We start from the raw sequence: 22,514 nt of genomic DNA, 5'->3' as shown, positions 1-22,514 counted from the left end.
GGCTATATGGCCGAGCCCTTTAGGGATATTCGCAGTAATGTCGGCCTGACTGAGAAGAACCTCGAGGCTGTCCTCAAGACAAGAGGGATTTCGGACTTTCTGAAGTACCGCGATTACGTCGAATATGAAGAGGGCAAGGGGATCTATATCATGTCTGACTGGCGCAAGGGAATTGTCTTGCGCATCGCGCCCCCGGCGTTCTTGACGAGCAGCACGGAAGAGAAGGTCCGTAACTTCCTCTCCACCATCGAGAAAGACGATACGGTCGTCCAGTTCATCACCTATTCATCGCGCAACATCAGCACAGCTCTCAAAGCCTATCGCGACTACCACCACTGCAACGTCAACGTCAAAAATCCTTCACTGCTTCGCCGTCTCGTGGAGCAGCGCGTCGATTCCTACCAGAAGTGGTCGCGGACTTCGATGCTCAAGGGGATCGACTTCCGCCTGCGCGAGTTTCATAACCTGCTCGTAATCCTTTTTCCCGACGATACGGACGATGACTATATTCTCCGCACCTTCGACGAGATAAAGGGGAGCATGGCCGACTTCCACCCGGAAAATTACGCCCGTGCCGAACTTGAGACAATCCTCAATGAGATCTTTCACCCGGAGAAGGACGACGCTTCGTGGCAGTCCAAGGGCGACGAACTCATGGAGATGAACCATTCCATCGTTTCGGGGGGCGTCGAGGTTTCAACGGCGCGGGAACGGCGCGGATTCGAAATCAACAATCGAATGAAGGCGAAGGTACTCACGACCAAGTCCTTCCCAAAGGATATCAATCTCTTCGAGTATAACAGTATCTTTTTTGATCGGATCGGCACGCAGCTCAAGGTTCCGATTCCAGGGCCCTTCCTGCTCTCGCTTACCATCCGGTACGACAACGTGGAGAAAGCGAAAAAGAAAATTGTCAAACGTCTCGACCACGACATGGGGGAGCTTGGAAAAATGCGCCCCAGGACGCTCAAGGCGAATCCGGATCTAAAGGACCGTCTGCGCGAAACCGAGGATATCATCCGCTTTGTCAAACAGCGCGGGGAGATGCCGCTCAAAGCGATGTGGACGCTGACGCTGTTTGAGGAGGACGAGAAGAAGCTCAATGAGACAACCGCGACGATCATTAACCGCTTCAGGGAGAAGGACTGGGAGATTGTCGAGGAGTCGAGCAACAATATTGCGCTCATGAGCTTCCTGTACTCTCTCCCGCTTCAGTATTCAGAGGGCGTCGAAAAGCTTTCAAGTCGTTTCCGTCTGCTGTTCAAGGCGAACAACGCCTCAATCTGCCCGATTATCGGCGACAGCAGCGGCGGCGGCAACTATCACATGCTGTTTGTCGGCCGCACAGGTCAGTTGCAACGCTTCGACCCCTACTTCTCCAATACGAACTACAACATCGTAAAAATCGGTTCGTCGGGATCGGGTAAATCGTACAGCGAGGCTGACTTCCATCTTATGAGCCTTGCGGCAGGATACCGTTTGCGCGTCATTGACGCCGGGGATTCCTACAAGGGCTTGTGCCACCTCGTCGGCGGTCAGTACATCACTTTTGAGGACGATAACCATATATGCCTGAACTTCTTTACGAAGATTAATACGGTAGAGGAAAACGGCGTCCGGAAGATCCATGAGGACGAATTCTCTACCATCGTACCGATTATCGGCATGATGGCCGGACTCCGCTTGCGTTCCACGTTTACGGAAAATGAGAGTGACGTGGAGAGTGACGCATCGCGCAGCTTTCTTGCAAAGATAGTCGAGCGGGCGATCATGACTGCGTTCGAGCGTGAGGGCTTCGATGCAAAACTGCAGGATGTCCGTGACGCTCTCGTAGAATTCAACGATATCTTCAAGAAAGAGGGTGCCGCCAACGAGACCTCACTGCTGACGAGGGTGATTACCTCCCTGTATTCCTACGCCGATCCTGACGGCGCTTTCTACTCCTACTTCAACGGTGCGAACAACGTCGACCTGCAGAGCGACTACGTGGTGCTCGAAATCGACGCGCTACGCAATAAAGGGGACATGTACCAGATCGTAATGATGATGATATCGAACCAGGTCGCGGGAGAATACTACAAGCCTTCCAACCGCGGCCGGCAGAAGATGTTTGAGATTGACGAGGCGTGGATGGTTTTCGATAACGTCATCATCGTCTCCTTTCTCGAAGACCTCTACCGCCGTATCCGGAAGTACAACGGGATCGCGGGAACGATTGTCCAGGGGCTGGACGACTACTACAAGAACTCGAAAACGATTGCACTGTATGAAAACGCGAACTGGAAATGGTTTTTGGAGCAGGAGAACGACTCCATCGAGAAGGCGCTTGGCACCAAGCGGATTACCCTCGATGCGTTCGAAGCCAAGCTGATGAAGTCGATCCGTAACCGCCCGCCGCTCTTTGGCGAAAGCTACATTAAAAGTTCCAAAATCTCATTAGTAGCGCGTCTGAAAACCGACACGCAGAGCCATTGGACGTACACGAACAGCCCGCACGACACGATGGTTGTGGAGAAGGTGATGAAGCGGCATGACTTCAATGGGGACCAGGCACGCTCCATGCTTGCGATGGTGGCCGACGGCACGCCCGAAGCCGAGGCGGTCGAGCTTGTCCGCGCGGGCAAGTTCAAGCAGGAGCCCGACGAGATCCGCATCAAAAAAACTGCACTTGTGGTCGACGCCGCGATCAAAACGCCGTCGCTCATCAAGTTTACCGCGCAACCCATAAGCAGCAGCGTCAACGGCGAAGTGGATAAGCGGGCGGTCTATTCGGCCGTCGAAAACAACCACGGCGTTACGAGCGAGGAGATTTTCCGTTTCGCACCACAGATCGAGAATTTTACGCAGTACGAAAAGGTGCTTATTGCGAAGCAGCTTGAAAAGATTGCGACCCGTTCGGGCAGATACGCTATCAACATTTCCCTTGACGGTCTCATCGGCGGAGAGATCGTACCGGACATTTGTGCCGCCGTCCAGGCAAACCCGTCGCTGAAGGGGCGGCTGGTTATCGACCTTCCGCTGTCGCAGACGGGTGTCGAACATGCGGATATCATCCGTTCGGCGATCGAGGCATTGCACGATTGCGGCGCTTTGGTTTCCAATGTCAATATGAAGGGGACGTCGCGCTTCGGCGATCTTCTCGAATACGATTTCGACTACGTGAAGCTCGACCGCAGCATCGTGTCGGAGCTGATCCAGGGGAACCCGATCGGCGAGGCGTTCGTCTTGATGGTCAGCCACGGTGTACTCCGCCACGGGGGGAAGATCGTCGTGACGCACATCGAGACGGAAGAAGAGGCGGCGTTCATCGAGAAAAGCACGGATATCCATCTGATGCAGGGCTACCATATCGGTATGCCAGAACCACTCAACTAAGAGGAAATTATGAAGCGGTTAGTACGTTGTGCAGCACTGACGTCGGCACTTCTGATTGGTGGCACGCTCCATGCCTTCGAGAAACCAAAATACCGCATCCCCGATTATCTGCTGTCGCAGATCCCGGAGCAACACGAGGAACTTTTGGCTTCATACCTTGAACTTTTCGAGCGTGAGCCGACGAAAGAGTATGCGCTCTTTTACGTCACCTCATCCACCGTGCCGGCGAAAAGCTTTTTGAAGCGTCTCGAGGAAGCGCAAAAGCTGATCGCCCAACGGGGTATGCCGGTGCGGCAGCTGTTCCGGGGCGTGGACACGAATCTTGGCCAGTACACCAAGATGATCGCCGCAGGTTTGACAAGGACAACCGCAGAGGCCTTGAGTGTGCGCCTCGATCCCAACTATTTTTCCGAGCACAACGTCACGGCGGTGCCGCGCATCGTTCTGGCTGAATGCAGTGACGGCGAGCATAACTTCCTTTCCGATTGTGAAAGCATCATGGAGATGAGCGGCGATGTTTCAATCCCGTTCTTTTTCGAGAAGGCGGCCGGAGAGGACCCCGGCCTGACGAAGTTCCTGTCGGTATTCCACCAGACCTCCAAGAAGTGGAACAACTCCGACGCAAACGAGGTGGAACAGTGGTAAAAGGCGTAATGGCATCTTTGGCGATCACGGCGCTGCTGTCGACCGCCGTATCGGGCGAGTCAATCAACGCGGCCGTGGGTGAACTCAACACTACAAGCCCCGTCGACCTAAACTGGAGCAACGACGAAGTCGTGAAGAAGTACAACTTTGATACGGGCGTCACCACGACGGTCACACGGGATCAGCACGGCGACGAAAACGTGACCGGGGTTGATTTCAGCTCGCCGTCGAGCGTGCGCCAATACCTCGAGCAGAGTCGGGGGGGCTTCGCGGCCAAGGCCAATGCCGTCGTCTCTGAAATGATGGCGAGCAAACCCGAAACGGCGGCCACTTTCGGCACCGACACCGACGTGCTCTCCAATGAGTACCTGCTCTCCACTTTCGACGAGAACAGCTCGATCATTCGGGGGACCACCGAAGGGATCGCCGCAGTCAAGTATCTTTCGTCACTGCAGAGCCACCAGAGGCAGATCGCCTGTTACGTGAAACGGAAGTTGAACAACTCTTTCTACTGCCCGCTGCCGTCTCGATCGCAATCGTATTTCATCGGCGGGGATCCCAAGACGGACAAGGACGAGGCGAAAGAGGAGTGCAACGATTGGTGCAAGGAGCCGATCAGCTGCATATCTAAAACGATCGACGATGCATCCAAGACCGAGACGGTCCCCTTCGGCATCAGCTCCTGCGAAGCGCAGGTGTTCACCTTTGATGTAGATCCACGTATGAACCTGCAGTCGCTCGTGTTCCAATTTACAACGAGCGGCTCTCCCGAAGACCTGACGGCCGTGGGCACGCTTTATCTCCCCGTTGATATCGACTTCCTTTACCGTGACAGCGGCGAGTACGTCAAATACGTGCAGGCCAAGAAGATCGAAGTGAAACCGGGCGGCACCAACATCACCCTTGCGATTAACGTCGACCTTATCAGCATGATCCGCGTGACGACGTACCGTTCCCATAAGGGCACGGCGCATAAGCCCGTAGCGCGGACGGAGGACGTCACAGTCGGCCTGTTTGAAGTGATAAAGAACTACGAGGACGATAAATTCTGGTTTTGCCCGGAGACGCAGTTTGCACTCACCGAAGCGGACTGCGACGGCCTTCTTGTCCATACCGTCGTGGGTGGGTCGCCGCAGAATGTTTGTGTGCCAACCACACGGCGCGGGGTCGAGCCGACCTACGACGCCTACTATTCCGAAAGCTCGTGTGTCAGCGATTGCTTTGCCACGGCGGAGTGTCTGCCGACCTATCGGCACCTCACCTCGCTCGATACGACCGATCTCGACACTCTTTATGATGTTGAGGTCGGCTGCATGAGCGGGGCGGGCAATGAGCATTGCACCGAGGCGGAGTGCCGCGACAAGTACAACAGCGGCGACATGCCGATCTCCGAGGCGGTGTACCACAAAGACGATACGAAGGTCTACACCGTCAGAAACAGCATGCCGACCGGCGAAGCTGAACGGCCGCGATTCAACATCAGCGCCGAACTCTCATCAAACGGCGACGCCGCGGCCAAAGACGAGTTGCTGCGCCAGAGCGAGAAGGATATCGCGTACGCGAACATGGTTAACGGATCGACCTACAACCTGTCGGCGCTCCCTTTGATGAGCGTCTACCCCAAGCAGGCAGCCGCCTCGTCGTTTAACAACAACCTCGGTCTTTCCCTCGACTATATCCCGCAGACCGACTGGATTGATTCGGGCAAACTCTATTACTTCTATGTTGTGATGCGGGTGCGCTCCTCATACGTCAACATTATCGAGGAAGGTACAGAGCATGAGCAGTTCGACAGGCAGGCGCCCATGATCATGTTCCAGGACGTGGCGACCGGGCTGCTTCATGACAACGGCGAGTACATGATGCTGCGGCTCGTCGAGCAGGACAAGGGGCTCGAAACCAATACGACCTCTTTTACGGGCACGGAAGGGGAGGATGCGAGTTACACGATGATGAATTGGATCGACATGCCGATCAAGAAGGAGCAGAACGCCACGTTGATCGGCGACGAGTACGCCGCCTACAGTGTCGATTCCATCGCACCTGCAACATTCACCAAAGAGTTTGTCAGCGACCGCATATCCAACAAGTACGTCCTTGCCGATTCCATGTCGCAGGCGATCAGCGACCAAGAAGGTTTCCTCATTCGATCGCAGGAGCGCGCAACGGGATCCAGCACCGCACTGGTTAAGCACTATAAAGGGGACATTGACCCCGAAACGGCCTCCAAGCTGTTCCAATATGAGTGCTTCTTCATCTCCTCGGAAGTGCAGCTGACCTATCGCCAGGTTCTCGAGGGTTTGACGGAAGACAACCTCTTCTTCGACAGCCTGCAGCGGCAGCGGTCGCTGCACCCGCTGAAAGACAACGGACGCTTCGAGCGTGACAGGGTGCGGCTTTTCATGCAAGGAACCCTCGACAACCTGAGCGTCTATGGCCAGTTTACGCCGACGTCGAATGAGGAGAGCAAGGAAGCGTTCATCTACAAATTCCTGCTGGATCAGCATATAGGAGAAAAAGAGTGAGGGCGGTTCAATACTTGATGAGGTCGACTATGTTCGGTCTTTTGTTGACGGCGATCGGTACGCACGCGGGCGATCTCATGGACGGCACAATCGGGATTACTGATATTGGCTACCTCTCTAAGCCCGAAAAGGTAGAGACCCCAAAAGTAGCAAGACCATCGGAACCAAGTATAGAGCGGATCCCCAATCTTGTTCGCTACATTTCTCGCGATCTCTCAATGGAGGAGCAGTGTACCACTGACAGCTTCGGTAGAGAGCTTTGCCCGCTGGATAAGATGGAGTGCGGCCACGATACGATCTACAACGACGGTTACAGCATCGCGCATCCTACAAGCAAGACGACTGAGTCCTTTTGCGACCCGGACGAGACCAGGGAAGTGATCGCCGGCAAAACGTACTGCGTGAAGGCCGCGGAGTACACCCCGGGCGTCTGCGAAGAGGGCACGTACGACAAGGAGCAGGATGAGTGCACCTGGTATGGCGATTCCTTCCCGGAGGTCTCATACTACACGTATGGTGATGTACGGTGGTGTAACAAGTGGGGTCGGATCATCGACACGGGAAAATTTGATGAAAATAAATGTACGTGGGAAGAGACCGCAGATGTCCTCAACTCCGTCAACTACAAAACCTCAAATGCGAAAATCGCGGTAGGATGCGCTCTTCCAACGGAAGACATGCCGTGCTGTTTTTCCAGTGACGGGCATAAATGGGGCGGTGTCAGTGACCCCACGGATAAGTGCCCGCTGCCCGAGTTCAACGTCCTAATGACAGCACCGCCTAGCACCCCCGCCAGCTATACGTGTTCCGATGACAGATACGCCTTGGACGAGGAGAGTAAAGAGTGTTACCGTTCGCCCTCGTGTGTCGAGGGCGCCGTGTTGCAGCCCGATGATACCTGCCTCGATGCGTATATATATTACACGTATGAGTGTGCGCCCGGCGCATTTGGCGCAGGGACGCCGAACGACGCCGGTGGGGATTGCGGCAGCAGTACCTGCACCAACGATTTGACACCGCCGAAGGATAACTGCGAATACGACAACTTCACCTGCCCGATTGACAACAGCCTGCAGTGTGTCAACGAGCAGGGCGAGATTGCGCGATACGCAAAATCGCTCCTTTTCTCTTTCGAAGAGGGCGACTACTACAAGCGGGACGAGTTTGGCGTTTTGCGCGGCTTCTACTGTACGAGTGACGTGGAAATGTGCCGCTTCGGGATGAACGCCATCGAAGTTATCGGGGGCCTTGGCATCTGTTTTACGGACATGCAGGGCTTTCGCGACTGCATCGGGATACAGTCGGATTCAGAGTGTAAGCTCAGCGGCAGCATCGGGGATAGGGTCCACCCGCTTGAGTATGTGACGGTCGGGGCTGACGGACACTCCCTGGTCGGGAGCTGGACGTTCAATGTTCTCGATGAGAACAGCACCCTTTCAAGCGATGATCCCTACTGGGTCAAGGAAGAGGCCAAACGCGTCTACAGCTATGCCGAAAACGACAGCTTATCTACGATCGTGTCGGCGATGGACGTCGACCTCGACACGCTCGCGCAGGAGTCCGGCGATACGAGCGAGATTTCAGAGGTGCGGATCAGCGCGGAGATCAACGTCGATACCGGGTACGACAACGACCTAGTAGGCCTTGTGTTCGGTCAGAAGAAAAGCGATGGCAGCTTCTATTCGATCTCATGGGGACAGGGTGATGCGTGGTGTGACAGCCAGGGGACGCCCCGGGGTCTGGCCCTGACGCAACACGACGGCATGGCCGCTTCATGGTGTCAGGTGACGCAGCCCGATGGCGCGACGGGATACCCGCCGCCGTCCTACGGGAATGAGGTGACATTCTGCCGCCGCTATGCCGACCGAAACGGCAGGGACAGTGCCGGTTGGGTATGTGTCGGCGGTGGCGAGGAGCTGCTGACGGATTTTGTCGGGGACGTTGATTCAAACGATGATCTTGACTACCGCGTCTCCGTCAATGGTCTGGACGACTCCATGATCCATTTCTGCCGTCGTTACGCGGATCGGAATGGCAGGGAGGAGGCCGTATGGGAGTGTGTGAACGGCGGCGAACCTCTCCTGACGGATTTCGTAGGCGATGTCAACTCTGACGACGACCTCGACTACAAGATATCCATTGACGGCATTGACGACTCCAAGATCACCTTTTGCCGTCGCTACGCCGACAACAACGATCGGGCTAACGCGGAGTGGACGTGCGTGCATGGCGGCGAACCTCTCCTGACGGATATGGTTGGCGACGTCGATGGCAGGGACGACCTTGATTTCAAACTCACCGTGGATATCGGCGACACCAAGTTCCCCAGCGAAACGAGCCCGTCGGTCGTACTGAAAAAGATCAACGGCTATTACTACGAAGACCAAAAGTGGAACAAGGTCGAAGTGTCGATCCGTGGGCAGGTGGTGGAGGTGACCGTCAACGGGGCGAAGATGTTGACATACGATTCCCCCGAACCACTTGACCTCAACGGCGGGGTCGGCTTCCTGAACTTCTCGCAAAAAGACGCGAAATACCGCGACCTGCAGGTGAAGGTTGTACAAGAGAGCGGCAACGTGATTACATCAAACTGCCTGCTCAGCGGCAAGGTGGGACACATTGATTCGGAAGAGGCGGTCGTGGCCGTCAAGGCCGAGGATAACCGTTTGACGTTTTGGGATCCGTACACCCGGGGCAGCATCGGGCATATCGAGGTCGTAAAGAAAGAGGAGTTTGTGAATCCGGAGCTTGTGGGACCGGAAGTGCCGATGCTTGAATCACGCGAGATCGAAGGGCTCTTTGTCAAAGGCTTTACCGGATTCTACAAAGGGCCGAACGGTCATATCTATGCCGTCAGCCGCGACCGGATGGACCATGATGAGTGCGCGGCGCTCATCGACGGAACACACTTCCACATCGCGGATATCGAGATAGGGCAGGAGAAAATGGAGCGTGACGCGCTGCGCCATGTCGGGATGCACGTATCTTACGCCCATCAGGACGACTACTGCGTCATCGAGACCCCGGTGGACCTGCCGTTACCGTTCGGGATGAAGTTCCTCGCCTATACCGACCAGGTGGACGGCAACGGGAGCTACAGCTGCTCCCCCCTGTCATGCGACGAGCACATGTGCCAAAGCGCAACCTGCCCCGAAGGTACGGCGGGGAGCCTGTTTGCGGCAGACGACACGAACGATTATGACGATCGCTGTATCGAGCAGTTTTGCGATGCCAAGAAACCTTATGTTCCCTCTTGCGGTACACCGTACGGCTGCCCCATCGGGGACGACGTGGTGACCAAAGAGGCCGACAGTGCTGATATTGTCGAGGCCCCACTGGCGTTCACCGGGTATAGCTCCGACTGGACGGTCGATAATACGGCGCTGGTCTACCGCTACATCAGCAGCGGCGGTCCGTCCGTGCTCGTCAGCAACGAGGACGTTTTCGTGCCCTCCGGATCGAAAATGACACTCACGGCCAAGGTTGAGGTCGACGGTGGTCTGGGCAACGGCTTTATCGGGCTCGTTTTCGGGTACAGGGAGACGGCGGGCGACCCGGTGTTCCATTCGGCGATATGGGGCCAGTACGATATGAACTGTACGAACGTGATCGGGGCTGAAAGGGGCTTGTCGCTGAACCGTCATGAAGACGTGACCGAACAGGTGTGCCAGCAGGATGCGGCCGGGTTCACGGTGCTGCAGAAGATTCCGGGCTTCTACTATGACGACGGGCACCTCTACGATATTGAGGTCGTCGCAGAGGATGGACATATTGAGGTGCACGTCGACGGGGATACGGTCCTTTCGTATGATTCGCCGGTGCCGATCGACCTCAGTGGCAGGGTAGGGCTTTTCGGCAGCGCCCAGGCGGGGGTCGTATTCAGCAACCTGCACATGAGCGTCGAGGGCGCCGGAACCGAGTGTTATCGCGTTTCTTGCAGTGAGGGCACCCTTGAGCCCGGAGCGGGGCAGTGCCTCTCATTCGGGTGCGACGATAAAAGCGTGATGGAGGATGATGTATGCTATATGTACTCTTACTGATTGGATCGCTCGGATTCGCCCCGGCTCTCTCCGCGCTGGAGGTGGTGCAGGAGCGCAATGTTACCGTCATTGGGGGCAACAGCATATCCGACATGCCCTACGGCTATCATACGGACAACCTTGAAGCGCAGACGATCAAACTGATCGACCACCTCGACCTCACGGCCTACGCGGACAAGTACTTCTACTCCGGGTACGGCCTGTACGATAAGCACGAGAACAACTGCGACTACATTGAATTCGAGCATAATGAGGATATTGACACGGACTTCCGCGACCTGTTCGTCTACCAGGGGAAAACCTACGGCTTGAGTCGCTATCGCACGACGTTCTCAGAGTGTCAGGCGTTGACGGCGAGCTACCAGGGGGTAATCGCCGCTCCCTCATCGGCGTCGATCAATCAGCGTATCTACAGCGACCAGTACGATTCGCTCGATGCGTGGGTCGGTATCTCGAGGGCCGACTGCGGTTCGCAGTGGCTCAACTCCCGGGGGATCACGCCGCGATTCAACCTGCTCTCTGATGATGCGTGTCTGCCCGACAGGCTCCACGCCTACTCAAGGGCGGGCGAGTACGGGTGGAACTACAGCGATGCGGAGGACCATCACTACTGCCCGATCGAGATTGACAGCGAGGACTACCTGCGCCCGATCAAAGTCTGCGCGCCGTGGTGGGAAATCGAGACGGTGTTTGACACCCGCGACGACAACGACAGCACCGGGATAGACCTGCGGAAGTATGCGCGAATTGATATCGCCAAAAAGATACCGCTTTGTACCCAGTGGGACCGGGAGGGGCTTGCGGAGTACAATGCGACGATCAACGATGAAACGCTCTGGAGCGAAACGCAGTGTTCGGAGTTCTACAGCATCCGGGCATCATCGACATGCGTTGAAGACTTGCATCGGGAGATTTGCCGCGTAGACGAATGCGACGGCTACGTCGAGGATACTTGCAAGCTCATCGACAAGGTTTCGTCGGGGGTCAAGGATTACACCAAGGGGTGGATCTCCCACGACGGGGAGGCGATGGAGGTGAAGGTCCGCGACGATATCGTGACGAAGGTCTATAAATGCCCGCCGCCGAAACCTGCAGCGGGGTATTGCCAGCAAACCGAATATGTCGAGGTGTTCCCGGTCGAGTGCCCCGGCTCCGATTGTGCAAGCTATTACGACTGCGTAGACAGCGGCAACCCTGATTGCAGCATGTACTACTGCGAAAAGGTGTGGGGAACCCGCGACGACGCGGTTATCAACCCGGATGGAAGCGTGGACCACCTCCATGTGAAGTGCAGCAACGAAAGCTTTGTGGACAACTATAACTTCGAGTCCCTGTCAAAGACGGAGAGGGTTTGCGAAGAATGGGCTACGATCGAGAAGACGGAAGAGGAGATGCGATACTGTACAGCAGAAAGCGTTCCTAACAAAGTGAGCGTGCCGGCGGATATCACCGAAACCGATATCTATCGGGAGGATCCGCAGTGTGTCAGGGTGAACAACATCGACGATGCCCGGCCCGCCTCTGACCTGCTCGTCTCGTTCTCGGCGAAGGAGACCTTTAAGACCCTCGTCGAGCGTGTCAATATTTCCGACAAGAACTCCACGGATCTTGCGATCGGCAATATCATTTTCAGTGGGACGGACGAGACCCCGACGAGCACCGGGGATACGACATGGGATGAGAATGCTGCGGACTTCAACGGCACCCTCGCTGACGGCGTGGACCTCGGAGATTACTTCAACCATGTCGACGGGTTCATCATGGGCTCGACGTCAAAGGTGAGAGCCTATTCCGAAACGTTAATGACCTACGAGGGGTATCGCACCGATGCCACAAGTACGCAAGAGGATTTCAGGTTCTTCAGCAGGGATTGGTACACAAATCGCGTCCTTGTCTTTGACGATGGGAATACTACGCTCGGTTCGATTGTTTGGGGTGAGGACGATAAGGTGATATCAATGGCCGAAGCGGTCTTTTTATCCGAAAGGTACTCCTGGAAGCCCCCGTCCTCAAACTGGAGCATCCTTGACGGCGGCGCCACCCTCGAACATATCGGGTCGAGTCTCTCCTCCTCCACTGTCGACAACCGGCAGTACGCCCTTGCGCCGAATAACGAGCAGTTCTGTCCGAATGCTTCGGGCATGCTGATTGTAGAGGCTACCGTTAACTATACCGCCAACGGCGATAGCGGTGACTTTGGCCTGGTGATCGCTCGGCAGACCGATCCGAGCGATCCCAACAGTATCTTGCAGCAGTACCGCGTGCGTTACGACGTGCAGGGTGGGGCACTCATTCTCGAGCGCGCGGACTCATCGAGCGAGACAACGCTTTCTAGTTCATCCGTCTCACTCACGGCAGACCAGGACCACCTTATGCGTGCCGAGGCGAGCGTGACAGGTATCAAGGTCTATATCGACGGGGCGCTGCAGGTCAACTATCTCGGCACCGTCGATCCGTGCGGCACCATCGGCTACACCGATATGGCGCAGCGTGAGGTCTTCTTTAAAAATCTGACGCTGGGCGATTGGCAGCTCGGGGATCCGCTTCATGTTGTAGAGGATACGACATACAGCTGCAGCGACGCTGCCTCGTATTATCTGAACGGCGCCGCGGTTACCCGGCCGCCGTACGACTACGACGCGGCGCTGTACGATACCGTCGGGCTGACAGCGGACAAGAGCGACGATGCGTGCCTCATCACCGCCTCGCCGATCGACGACACGGACGTATGGCACGTGTTTAAAAACAGCACGGGCGACGGCGTGATACTCCTTAGCATCATGGATATGCCGCTTGCCGATTGTGAGGCGCGGCGCGATGATCTTCATAGCGTGACGGGGTTCAAAACGTCCTCGGAGATCGTCGCCGGCAAATGCGTCATTAACTTCTGGTCTTTCCCGGTTGAAGAACCGGCCGACCTCAGCGGCGTATCGCTGGATGAGCAATACAAAGACGGATCATTCATCTACAAACAGCCGGGGTACGGTGAAATCCTTGCCATCCAGTCCTATACGGACGGACGTTTCGGCTACATGTCAAGCTATGTGCTCCCCTATTATCAGGAAAACAATGTGGCGATCGAGGGGCGCGAGGTGTTCCCGATCGAGAGCATAGATGACCTGGCGATCCGGACACCGCTAGACTACAACGCTTCGCACTACCAGTACACGCTGACGTCCAAGAACGAGCCTAGCATGCAGCCGGAGATTTTGAGCCTGTTGGGTCTGTTCCCGCTCGGAAGCCCGTTGACCGATATCATCCTTAGCGATTTCGATAGTGGCAGCAGCGATCCGTGGATCATCGCGATCTTCGGAGGCAAGAATCGCTTTGCGCGCTATGTTACCCACTATGACATCACCAAGCCGCTGCCCAACAACTACGTCGAGAACGTGTACGGGTACGATCAGCGCATTATTAAAAACGACAAGCTGCTGTATTCCGAGTACGACTACGATACCGGGCTCCAGAAAAAAAGCAATATCAACGACAAAATGAACTCACGCTACTACGGGATCAAGCGTTTCAATCTCCTTTGGGGCGCAGGCTTCGAAGAGACGGAGTTAGACGCCATCAAGCATCCGAACGAGTGGGAGGAGAAAATCGTTATAGGCTGGCCGAACTGGCCGTGGTACGACACGAGGACCGAAAAAGATCGGCAGCGCACGGTGTATTCGCCCCCTGGCCAGCAGATCAGCAAGATCGTAAACAACGCCTATGTTGGCGCAACGAATCAGGTAAATCTTTTCATCCCCTACATCGGGGACTATGAGCTGCTTGCGCTTGATGAGCACATGAATATCCTCGCGCGGGGGGAGGTGCACAAGGATTGGTTTATCGAGGGAGAGGGGCATCACCCCTACGCCCGCATTAACTTTGCCCTCGATCCGCGCTTTAACCTTGCAGACGGCATGATGGACGGCAATACGACCGAAGCCTGCCGCTACTCGAAGATGGTGGAGTGGGGCGGCGGGGTTTCGGGCGTGTACCATGAATACGAGGATCCAGACGGGCTGCATTGTGCCAAGAGCGTTGATGAGTACGTCCAGTCGCATTCGATGCACTATCTCGGTGTTCGCCCCACCAACACGCAGGGGTACTTCATTGTCAAAATGGTGCATCCGATGCCATTTGCCAATAGGGTGTATGTGACAACTTTAGGGCTTCTCGAAAATCGTGAATATGTTTGCTATAACCCGCAGGAATGTACGCCGTAGACGGCATTTCCTGCGACTTCCCTCAATCCGTTTTATTCGCTATCATCACAAAAAATACAGGAGATTTTGTGAAATTTAAATATTCACCGCTACTTTTATTGGCCCTGCCGCTTCTCGGTGCCGATCAGTTCGATATCGCTAAATTCCTCGAAAAACGTCTTGGACAAAGCGGAAAACTTGAAAAGGTGCATGTTGTCGAACTTGCCTCCCACCCGGTAAAAGGCGCACCCGGCTGGGTGGCCTATGAACTTGACTTCTCCGGCATGGTTCGCACGAAGCAGGGCGCACGCCCTTTCGCGCAGAGTGACGTCTATTTCTCCAACGGGAATTACATCACGCAGCAGATGGTCGACGTCGACACCGGGCTTGATCTCAAGGACAGCATCGGTGCGGCCTTCGATCCGTCGTTCTACCGCAACGAGAACCTGCTCTCCGGGAACAAAAACTCCAAGCACAAGGTCGCCATCTTCTCCGACCCCCTCTGCCCTGCGTGTCGCGGTTATGTGCCTGCAGCGGTCGCCGCCATGTCAAAGCACCCCGACCTTTTTGCCGTCTATTACTACCACATGCCCCTGGAGCGGATCCACCCGGCGGCGGTCCCGGTCGCCAAGGCAATGATCGCCTCAGCAGGCAGAGACGATCTTAATACTCTGCAGGCGATATACGCCTCGCACGCCATCGCCGCCGGCGAGCACAACGTCACGAAGATCCTGCAGGAATTCGATGCCGTCACGGGCAAATCCGTCACCCAGGCGGACATTGATTCGATGAAGGTTTCGCAGCGCTTCGCGCAGGACGCAAAAGTTGCACGCCGCCTGCGGGTCAGCGGCACGCCGACCGTGTACCTCGATGGCGCCAAGCGCAGAGACAGGAGCTTCTACAAGCAAATGATCGGCGAGGGGAAATAGCCGGTGAAGGTTGGAGTATTCGTAGACGGCGGTAACATGCTTCTAAACGGAGGGCAGACGATGGACTACGCCGTGCTGCGCCAGTACGCGGAGACGGGTGGCCACGATGCCGCTCACCTCAACATTTACGTCAGTTTTGACGAAGAACGTGCCCAAACCGACAGCGACTACAGGACTAAGCAGCACCGCTTCCACTCCTATGTGCGAAGCCTCGGCTACAAGGTGATCGAAAAGCCTGTCAAGTGGTACTACGGCGCCGATAGCAAGGAAGGGAAGTCCAACGTGGATCTCGACATGGCCGTCGATATCCTGCTGAGTGCCGAACGCCTTGACAAGATCATCCTGCTGACGGGCGACGGCGACTTTACCAAGGTAGTTACCGCCCTGCAGCAAAAAGGGTGCCGCGTCGAGGTGATCGCCTTCAAGAATATTTCCGTCTCCCTGCAGCGCGAGTGTGACTTCTTCATGTCCGGCTACATGATCCCTGACTTTATCAACCGCGCCGACGAGAAAGAGTGGGGGGAGGACGGTTCCGTCGTCTATGGGGTCTGCGATTACTTCTGTACCGAAAAGCAGTTTGGCTACCTGCGTTTTTACAAGCAGATCAGTGCGGAGGGGTGGAAGCAGGATTCGCGCATAAAGGGCACTCCGTACGAGCAGCTGTATGTATCGGGGAAATCCCTGCGGAATATTGCCCCGGGTCTCATTAAGAGCGACGGCGTGATCTTGCAGTTCAAGCTCAACCCATCCTCTTCCGGAGAGCTACGGGAAGCGAGTGACGTTCAAGTCGCCTACAACCCGTACAAGAAAAGCTAGGGGGAGGCTCCGGATGAGGGATGACGTACGCTTCGAACTGCAGCCCATTTATGGGCGCTTTGGCAAAGTGGCCTTTTACGAGATACTTGGCCGCATCCACAGCGAAGACGGAGTGTGTGCCATCTCGCCAGAAACGGCAACGAAGTACACCAAAGACCTCATCCTGTTTACGCGCTCGATCATCACGCACGGCTTCCTCGACGGCGGCGACGTGTCGATCAACCTGTCGCACGGCGAACTGGAGCCGGCGGTCATGGACATGCTGTGCCGCAACTTCCGCTCGCCGGCGCTTGCACGTAAAGTGATCGTCGAAGTGACCGAGGACGTGCTGCTCGATGATGGTGTGGTCGAGAAGCTGATGCAGCTCAAAACCCACGGGTTCAGGATCGCCATAGACGACTTCTGCTCCGAACACTCCGTGCGACACCTGCTCTGCGTTCCCGAGTTTGTGGATATCGTGAAGCTTGACGGTATTTTCATGCGCTTTGTGCGGAATAACGGCGACTATGCGGCCAATGCGCTGCACCATTTTGTCGCGTTCGTCCAGGCGCTTGACAAGGAGATCGCTATCGAGCACATCGAGACACCGCAGCAGCTCGAGGTGGCGGGGCAGACCGGTGCTCACTACCTGCAGGGGTTCGCGCTCAGCACGCCCAAGCCGCTCGATGAGCTCGAAGAGGCGGCCGCGGTTAATCGCTCGGCATAAAAGAGGGCGCACGTCGTATTTCTTGGCAGAATCGGCATCGCCTTTTATCACGTACAGAAAGAAAACAAGGAATGGTAATGACAGAAGAGAATAAAGCGCAACGCCAGGACAAGCCCGTGGCGAAAAGCGGCCGGTTCAGCTGGATGAGAAAAGCATTTGAGTTAACTGGAACAGAAGCAGGGGTATTTAAAGCCAAAGAGGCAAACCAGAGGATGATGATGGCATCCATGCTCCTCTTCTTGCTCCTACAGCCCGTCGTTTTCTATTTTCTCGCTGACAAGTACGGGTTGTTCGACGAGGCTATCAGTGCCCCGTACGATAAGAACATCGCGGTGCTGACGATCGACGAAATGATCACTGATCCCTATGTCAATAAGCTGATTGAAACGCTCGAGGAGGTGCGTAAGCGCAAGAATGAGTTTGACCATGTGCTGATTGTAATGGCTTCGGGCGGCGGAGCGCCAACGGGATCCTCTGAACTCGCACACTACCTCGTGGACCTTCAAAAGCAGATGAACGTCACGCTCTATGTCGAATCCATCGCGGCCTCCGGGGCGTACTACATCGCCTCAGCGTTCAAACATGAAGACAACGACTCGCTCAGCGGGATCATCGCGGGGGACAACGCCGTCGTCGGCAGTATCGGAATCTACCTTGAGGCGATGAACTATGAGAAGGGGGCAGAGAAGCTCGGAATCGGGCACCGCTACGTGACGATCGGCAAGTGGAAGGTCCCAATGTCCTCATGGCAGGAACTCTCCGAGGAGAACGAGCAGTACCTCAAAAACCAACTCCTTCAACCCGTCTACAACAACTTCGTCGATTATGTGGCGAAGGGGCGCGGCATGACGCGCGACGAACTTCTTACAATGGCAGAAGGGAAGGTCTATATCAGTACGGAAGTGGTTGGTACGCTGGTAGACCGCATCAGCTACCTTGCTGAAATCAAGCGAGAGATCCAGGAGCGTGTCGAAGCGGCCAACCCCGGCGATGAGGTCGGCTTCGTCGGCATCAGCACAAAACGCCGCAAGCAGAGCCTATTCAACGTCACGCTTCATCTTGATAGCCTTAAAATCGACGCAACCGGGCTTGATAGCCTCACTACAGGGACAGACGCCTATGGGCTGCGCTAAAGCAACCGATCATTTCGGGCCCGTTGAGGAGATGGACCTCACGCGTAGCATGCTGGTTGATACATTGGTGATGCAGAGCGTTATGCATGTCCCGCGGTCGACCGTATCACTCATGGAATCCCTCGGTGAAGCGCTTGGATGCGCTGTTGGCCGTGAGGAGCTGGAGCGGCTGCTTTGTTCGATGGTCGAGGATGGCCTGCTGCATCCTTTAGGTAATGGCAAGTGGGGTATCCCGTCGCAGCAGGGAACAACAAAGTATGGGCGGCCAAAGCGGAAATATGAAGAGTATACCGACATACTCTCGCGTCATGCGTGCGACGCATTGAAAAAGCTGCGCCCTGCAGGAGCCCTTTTTAGCTATCGTGATCTCCTTGATTATTGCTATAGGGCTGGGATGGAACTCAAGCCGCCGCAAGCAAGCGTTGGCAAAACATTGATGCTGCAGAGACTCGATGATATGGTCAAGTCGGGCAAGCTCTTTTTGCATGAGAATCTCGACGGTTGGCGCGGATGGTCGTCGCGTGAACACGACGGGCCCTACACGGTTGAGCAGTGTGTGCGCCATAGCCTCTTCAAGGATAACTGCACTACCTCGATCATGGCCACTGCCGCCCTGGAGATCCCGAGGGTCAGCCGTCGTCATACTTATCCGTCATTGACCACCATGATAAATGCGTACATGAAGCGGCTTGAGGAACAGGAGCTTGCCCACGTCGTAGGGCGTGTAGGCAACGCCCTCGAATGGGCGCTTACAGGACAGGGCAGGGAGGTGTTAAAGCCTCGCGGCGGCCTCAGCTAAGGGGGGCTGCTTCTTCCCCTTGTTCTGCTGCGCCAGGTAGCCGGCGATGAGGTCTTCTTCTTTCTTGCTATACCCGCGCACTTCGATCCCGCTTTTCTTTTTGACGTTCTGGCCGTCCTTCAACGCTTTCATGCACTGTCTGCAGGCGCGGGGAAATTTTTGAATCAGCGTGCTACGCTGATATCTGGAGTGTTTGCCACAATCGCATTTGAGGGTGAAGCGGTCTTTCTCGTCGATGCGTACAATCTGCATCTTTCCGACTCTGCAGCCTACCTCATAGGAGAGGTGTTCCGCCTCGGGAATAGACATTCTAAGCGTCATCTCAAACGTCTCCGTCTGCTTGATGGCGTTTCTCCGGTTTCCCCCCAAAAGTTCTTCAACTCGCCCCGGACCCGGGTTAGCACCTCATCCCTCGTTTCGGACGGGTCACAGCTCGAAAAGATGGATGAAAGCTCACTGGTGGTCATGGGGTCTCTGCTCGGGGCGTTTTTGAAGGCTCTGCTGATTTTTGACTCCGCTGCAGGGCAAACTTTCGCCGCGGCCTCGAGAGCATCCTTGAGGCGGAAAGCCATTGTGTCGGGGAAGGCATCTGCGATGAGAACGGAATAAGCAATCGGTCGCATGTCAGATTCCTTACCAGGCGGGTCGGTGTCCGAGGAGGGTGAGTTTACGATTGGCTGTTTTACTCTTCCCGTGCTTTCTGGTGCTCAGTTTTCGGCCAAGATTGATACGTGCCTCCTGTTTGAAGCTCATGCCGCCCCCGGGGATAGGCTGATAAATTCTCATGGTGTGTTCCTGTTCGTTTTAGGCGAATTATATGGTGTATGTGCGAACAGGGCAACCCGCAGCGGCACTAATCGACCACTCGGTGATTTTGTCGACGGTAAGCGCAATCCCGAACCGGTATCCCTCGAGAGCATCAGTGCTCAAAAGGGATCCTGCGGCCGTCAGTAGGTGCGCCAGATGCGCCAATACTGCTTCGCGTTCCCGCCGAGCGCCGCGCAGCCGCTCAAAATAATCGCCGGCGTCCTTCAGTGCGGCGAGTAGACCTATTTTGTAGTTGATCTCCATCCCTTTGTGCCTCGTGGCGTACTTGTAGGCTGAATGGGTGAAATAGATCCAGTAGCGGAGGGCGTCGATGATGTGGGGCTCTATAAAGCGATTCATGCCGCAATAGTATCTCCCGCAGCGGGCGTGGCCGTTTTTTATTGCATGTCGCGGGGTTTGTTATTCGGCATTGTTGGACTATACTGCCGGATGCAGATAATGGTTTTTGACAAGTATTCTATACGAGACTTTAGGCCGGAGTGCCCAACACTCCTTATTCGTATCTCCTCCAAATACCCCTTCCCCCGGATAGACGAGAGCCTGTATGCAAAGGTTGCAGAGTTCGGCTTTGAAGATACCGAATACCGCAGCGAATATTCCATCACCAACGACGAGGCTGCCGAGATCGCCAAGTTGATAGCCGGGTGCGCCGACGGGTTTGATCTGGCGGTGCATTGTGATTACGGAAGAGGGCGATCACCCGCAGTGGCGATCGCCGCGGCCAATATCCTTTTGGGGGGCGACGTCATGGGGCTTGCTATGCGGTATCCGTCTTATAATAAGTTGGTGTATAGAGAGATCATGGCTCAGGCGAGCGCGAATGCAGGTAGCCCGGAGAAGCGATACTCCGGAGCCTAAAGGCCGAGGGACGTTCCGTGGCGCACCATGTAGTTATCGACCGCTTCATCTTCGGAGAGGCCGCCGATCGCATAAAAGTTGACGTTCCCAAACGGATCGATGGAAATGCCGTCGTAGCTCAACTCCCCGTTTTTGAAGATGATGGGCGCGTGCTCAATGCCGTGTACGCCTGCAGTGATGAGGTCGTGCAGTACGGCGTTGATATCGGACGTCATTGATTTCGGCGTCTCCTTGTCCTCGCGTAAAAAGATAAAAAGCCCTCCCCGCGTCAACTGGAGCTTATAATAGACCATCGCACGCGACAGCCCGGTGTCGGTCATGGGGTAAAGGAGGGAATAGCCCTCTGGTATTGTCATAATCCAAAACTCCTTTTTTTATCGGCCAGTTCGGCCTCGATCACTTTTTCCAATTCAGGCAAGCGCGTCTCAACCTCGTCGGAGACAATTTTCCCGATAAAGGCATTGCGCCCGGGGATCATTCCATACGCGGCCAGGCCCTGAATACGTTGTTCGGTTTCCGCATCCAGGTCGACGACCTTTCCTGCGATCCTATCGTATTCTTTAATGAGTTGCTCCAAAGCTTTCTCAAATGCAGGCAGGGAGCGTGGATGGTCACGTAATTCCTCATTGTATTTCGCCATAATGGCCAGCGTTTCATCGCTGACCTCGATCCGTTTTTTCATTGCGTGTATCCTTCTGTTGATATGGTCATTACTGCCCCAATCCACCGGTGGAAACGGCGACGTATAGTGCATACGCCATGAGGGCGATGCAGAGCCCCATTCCTACCGAGTGCATCACTATCAACCAGAAGATCCGGCGGCGTTCCGCAAATAAACTGCGAAGGGTGTCCTGGTCTTCAAGCGCAAGCTCTCTGATAGCCTCGTCACCCTTTTTGGTTGGCTTGAACCCCTGCAGCGTATACTTCCTGTTTAACCTGTCTATCATCGCGTCAAGCCTGTCGTCGAAAGCGTAGATTTCAGGTCTGATGGTGTGGTACATGAACTGAATGACGAAGATGGCCACCATGATGGCACCAAATGTTATTACAATATCAATTTCACTAAAAAAGAGCAGATATCCATCACCGAAACAAAGTATCAGCAGGATCGCGACGCTTTGCCAGAAGTACATCGGCGTAACTAAGCCGTTCTCGTGTCCCGACGTCATGGTCATTCTGTAGCCTTTCCCATTACTGTTTTCGCCCAGGCATCGAGCGTACTAGAGGTGATGACGAACTCCTCGCCCATCGGCAGTTTTGCAACAATGTCGATCTTGAGTTGCTGGTAATGCTCGAGCGCGAAATCATCGCCAAAGTGATGGGCTGCCACAGCGATTGCCGTTTGGGCCGGACCCGAACCCTCGTAGCCAGAATTGAACTCGACCGAGTGTTTTCGCAAATCGTGCCGCAAATCGAGCTTTTCATTCCCTGCATAGATATTGAGAACTCTAGGAGGGTTTGTGCTACCGATAAAACCATCATCTGTCTTTATATCCTCAAATATACCTTGATAAACCATAAAAGTCCTTTTGGTGCCTTATTTCATCTACATTTGGTAATTGTAGCCTTAATTGGCAATTTCACCTAGATATATGACGCATGGCGCAGTAAAACAACTTTTGACTCGTGGAGAGCGGCCGAATCCGATTGGAAATGCGGCTATATCT

At 55.2% G+C, this 22,514-nt stretch carries 18 protein-coding genes; 11 read left to right on the top strand and 7 right to left on the bottom strand.

Annotated elements, in window-relative coordinates; genetic code table 11:
• Positions 1–6: 6 nt before the first annotated feature.
• From ACXWTF_RS13155 to ACXWTF_RS13120, 8 genes are all read left to right on the top strand, one after another.
• Positions 7–3,375 carry a TraC family protein gene (locus tag ACXWTF_RS13155; RefSeq protein WP_461715449.1) on the top strand — a complete coding sequence of 1,123 codons (3,369 nt, stop codon included), beginning with the start codon at positions 7–9 and terminating at the stop codon, positions 3,373–3,375.
• A gap of 9 nt (positions 3,376–3,384) precedes the next feature.
• On the top strand, positions 3,385–4,020 hold the full coding sequence (locus ACXWTF_RS13150) for a TrbC family F-type conjugative pilus assembly protein (RefSeq protein WP_461715448.1): 636 nt from the start codon (positions 3,385–3,387) through the stop codon (positions 4,018–4,020).
• A complete protein-coding gene (locus tag ACXWTF_RS13145) occupies positions 4,014–6,545 on the top strand; it encodes a hypothetical protein (protein WP_461715447.1) in 2,532 nt (843 codons plus the stop codon). Before ACXWTF_RS13150 ends, ACXWTF_RS13145 begins: the two co-directional genes overlap by 7 nt.
• Positions 6,546–6,763: 218 nt before the next feature.
• Positions 6,764–10,585: a hypothetical protein gene (locus ACXWTF_RS13140; RefSeq protein WP_461715446.1), complete on the top strand. Its 3,822-nt coding sequence runs from the start codon at positions 6,764–6,766 to the stop codon at positions 10,583–10,585.
• Entirely contained in the window at positions 10,564–14,799 is a 4,236-nt protein-coding gene (locus ACXWTF_RS13135) for a hypothetical protein (protein ID WP_461715445.1), read from the top strand. Before ACXWTF_RS13140 ends, ACXWTF_RS13135 begins: the two co-directional genes overlap by 22 nt.
• A gap of 68 nt (positions 14,800–14,867) precedes the next feature.
• Complete coding sequence (locus tag ACXWTF_RS13130; protein ID WP_461715444.1) at positions 14,868–15,707, top strand: DsbA family protein; 840 nt, start codon at positions 14,868–14,870, stop codon at positions 15,705–15,707.
• A gap of 3 nt (positions 15,708–15,710) precedes the next feature.
• Positions 15,711–16,523, top strand: coding sequence for a LabA-like NYN domain-containing protein (locus tag ACXWTF_RS13125; RefSeq protein ID WP_461715443.1), 813 nt, complete (start codon positions 15,711–15,713; stop codon positions 16,521–16,523).
• Positions 16,524–16,536: 13 nt separating this feature from the next.
• Positions 16,537–17,229, top strand: coding sequence for an EAL domain-containing protein (locus ACXWTF_RS13120; protein ID WP_461715442.1), 693 nt, complete (start codon positions 16,537–16,539; stop codon positions 17,227–17,229).
• On the opposite strand, the gene ACXWTF_RS13115 is transcribed toward ACXWTF_RS13120, so the two are convergent.
• Entirely contained in the window at positions 17,213–17,458 is a 246-nt protein-coding gene (locus ACXWTF_RS13115) for a hypothetical protein (protein ID WP_461715441.1), read from the bottom strand. The two genes, ACXWTF_RS13120 and ACXWTF_RS13115, sit on opposite strands and share 17 nt — an antisense overlap.
• On the opposite strand from ACXWTF_RS13115, the gene ACXWTF_RS13110 reads away from it, so the two are divergent.
• Both ACXWTF_RS13110 and ACXWTF_RS13105 read left to right on the top strand, forming a co-directional pair.
• Positions 17,448–18,362, top strand: coding sequence for a S49 family peptidase (locus ACXWTF_RS13110; protein WP_461715440.1), 915 nt, complete (start codon positions 17,448–17,450; stop codon positions 18,360–18,362). The two genes, ACXWTF_RS13115 and ACXWTF_RS13110, sit on opposite strands and share 11 nt — an antisense overlap.
• A gap of 31 nt (positions 18,363–18,393) precedes the next feature.
• The gene (locus ACXWTF_RS13105) at positions 18,394–19,161 is read left to right on the top strand and encodes a hypothetical protein (RefSeq protein ID WP_461715439.1); all 768 of its coding nucleotides are present in this window, start codon (positions 18,394–18,396) and stop codon (positions 19,159–19,161) included.
• Here the strand turns inward: ACXWTF_RS13105 and ACXWTF_RS13100 are convergent.
• Positions 19,135–19,482 (bottom strand): hypothetical protein, encoded by a 348-nt coding sequence (locus tag ACXWTF_RS13100; RefSeq protein ID WP_461715438.1) that lies wholly within the window; start codon positions 19,480–19,482, stop codon positions 19,135–19,137. The genes ACXWTF_RS13105 and ACXWTF_RS13100 overlap by 27 nt on opposite strands.
• 492 nt (positions 19,483–19,974) lie before the next feature.
• Positions 19,975–20,232, bottom strand: a complete 258-nt coding sequence (locus ACXWTF_RS13095; protein ID WP_461715437.1) for a hypothetical protein — start codon at positions 20,230–20,232, stop codon at positions 19,975–19,977.
• A 33-nt stretch (positions 20,233–20,265) separates the two neighbouring features.
• Here ACXWTF_RS13095 and ACXWTF_RS13090 point away from each other — a divergent pair, with 33 nt between their 5' ends.
• On the top strand, positions 20,266–20,847 hold the full coding sequence (locus ACXWTF_RS13090; RefSeq protein WP_461715436.1) for a hypothetical protein: 582 nt from the start codon (positions 20,266–20,268) through the stop codon (positions 20,845–20,847).
• Here the strand turns inward: ACXWTF_RS13090 and ACXWTF_RS13085 are convergent.
• From ACXWTF_RS13085 to ACXWTF_RS13070, 4 genes are read right to left on the bottom strand one after another with little or no spacing between them, the layout of a single operon-like run.
• On the bottom strand, positions 20,844–21,203 hold the full coding sequence (locus ACXWTF_RS13085; RefSeq protein ID WP_461715435.1) for a hypothetical protein: 360 nt from the start codon (positions 21,201–21,203) through the stop codon (positions 20,844–20,846). The two genes, ACXWTF_RS13090 and ACXWTF_RS13085, sit on opposite strands and share 4 nt — an antisense overlap.
• Complete coding sequence (locus tag ACXWTF_RS13080) at positions 21,200–21,529, bottom strand: hypothetical protein (protein WP_461715434.1); 330 nt, start codon at positions 21,527–21,529, stop codon at positions 21,200–21,202. The genes ACXWTF_RS13085 and ACXWTF_RS13080 overlap by 4 nt, the downstream gene beginning before the upstream one ends.
• A 28-nt stretch (positions 21,530–21,557) precedes the next feature.
• Positions 21,558–22,022, bottom strand: coding sequence for a hypothetical protein (locus tag ACXWTF_RS13075; protein WP_461715433.1), 465 nt, complete (start codon positions 22,020–22,022; stop codon positions 21,558–21,560).
• The gene (locus ACXWTF_RS13070; protein ID WP_461715432.1) at positions 22,019–22,366 is read right to left on the bottom strand and encodes a DUF6166 domain-containing protein; all 348 of its coding nucleotides are present in this window, start codon (positions 22,364–22,366) and stop codon (positions 22,019–22,021) included. The genes ACXWTF_RS13075 and ACXWTF_RS13070 overlap by 4 nt, the downstream gene beginning before the upstream one ends.
• Positions 22,367–22,514: the final 148 nt, after the last annotated feature.

Source organism: Thiomicrolovo sp. ZZH C-3, assembly GCF_054862725.1.
Note: the sequence above shows the minus strand (reverse complement) of the source record. Positions and strands in the feature narration are given on the sequence as shown.

What these genes read in the sequence shown, in the direction of transcription:
- ACXWTF_RS13155 (WP_461715449.1), top strand. Translation starts at nt 7, where the DNA reads ATGGCCGAGCCCTTTAGGGATATTCGCAGTAATGTCGGCCTGACTGAG.
- ACXWTF_RS13150 (WP_461715448.1), top strand. Translation starts at nt 3,385, where the DNA reads ATGAAGCGGTTAGTACGTTGTGCAGCACTGACGTCGGCACTTCTGATT.
- ACXWTF_RS13140 (WP_461715446.1), top strand. Translation starts at nt 6,764, where the DNA reads ATGGAGGAGCAGTGTACCACTGACAGCTTCGGTAGAGAGCTTTGCCCG.
- ACXWTF_RS13135 (WP_461715445.1), top strand. Translation starts at nt 10,564, where the DNA reads ATGCTATATGTACTCTTACTGATTGGATCGCTCGGATTCGCCCCGGCT.
- ACXWTF_RS13120 (WP_461715442.1), top strand. Translation starts at nt 16,537, where the DNA reads ATGAGGGATGACGTACGCTTCGAACTGCAGCCCATTTATGGGCGCTTT.
- ACXWTF_RS13110 (WP_461715440.1), top strand. Translation starts at nt 17,448, where the DNA reads ATGGCATCCATGCTCCTCTTCTTGCTCCTACAGCCCGTCGTTTTCTAT.
- ACXWTF_RS13115 (WP_461715441.1), bottom strand. Translation starts at nt 17,458, where the DNA reads ATGGATGCCATCATCATCCTCTGGTTTGCCTCTTTGGCTTTAAATACC.
- ACXWTF_RS13105 (WP_461715439.1), top strand. Translation starts at nt 18,394, where the DNA reads ATGGACCTCACGCGTAGCATGCTGGTTGATACATTGGTGATGCAGAGC.
- ACXWTF_RS13100 (WP_461715438.1), bottom strand. Translation starts at nt 19,482, where the DNA reads ATGACGCTTAGAATGTCTATTCCCGAGGCGGAACACCTCTCCTATGAG.
- ACXWTF_RS13095 (WP_461715437.1), bottom strand. Translation starts at nt 20,232, where the DNA reads ATGGAGATCAACTACAAAATAGGTCTACTCGCCGCACTGAAGGACGCC.
- ACXWTF_RS13090 (WP_461715436.1), top strand. Translation starts at nt 20,266, where the DNA reads ATGGGTGAAATAGATCCAGTAGCGGAGGGCGTCGATGATGTGGGGCTC.
- ACXWTF_RS13085 (WP_461715435.1), bottom strand. Translation starts at nt 21,203, where the DNA reads ATGACAATACCAGAGGGCTATTCCCTCCTTTACCCCATGACCGACACC.
- ACXWTF_RS13080 (WP_461715434.1), bottom strand. Translation starts at nt 21,529, where the DNA reads ATGAAAAAACGGATCGAGGTCAGCGATGAAACGCTGGCCATTATGGCG.
- ACXWTF_RS13075 (WP_461715433.1), bottom strand. Translation starts at nt 22,022, where the DNA reads ATGACCATGACGTCGGGACACGAGAACGGCTTAGTTACGCCGATGTAC.
- ACXWTF_RS13070 (WP_461715432.1), bottom strand. Translation starts at nt 22,366, where the DNA reads ATGGTTTATCAAGGTATATTTGAGGATATAAAGACAGATGATGGTTTT.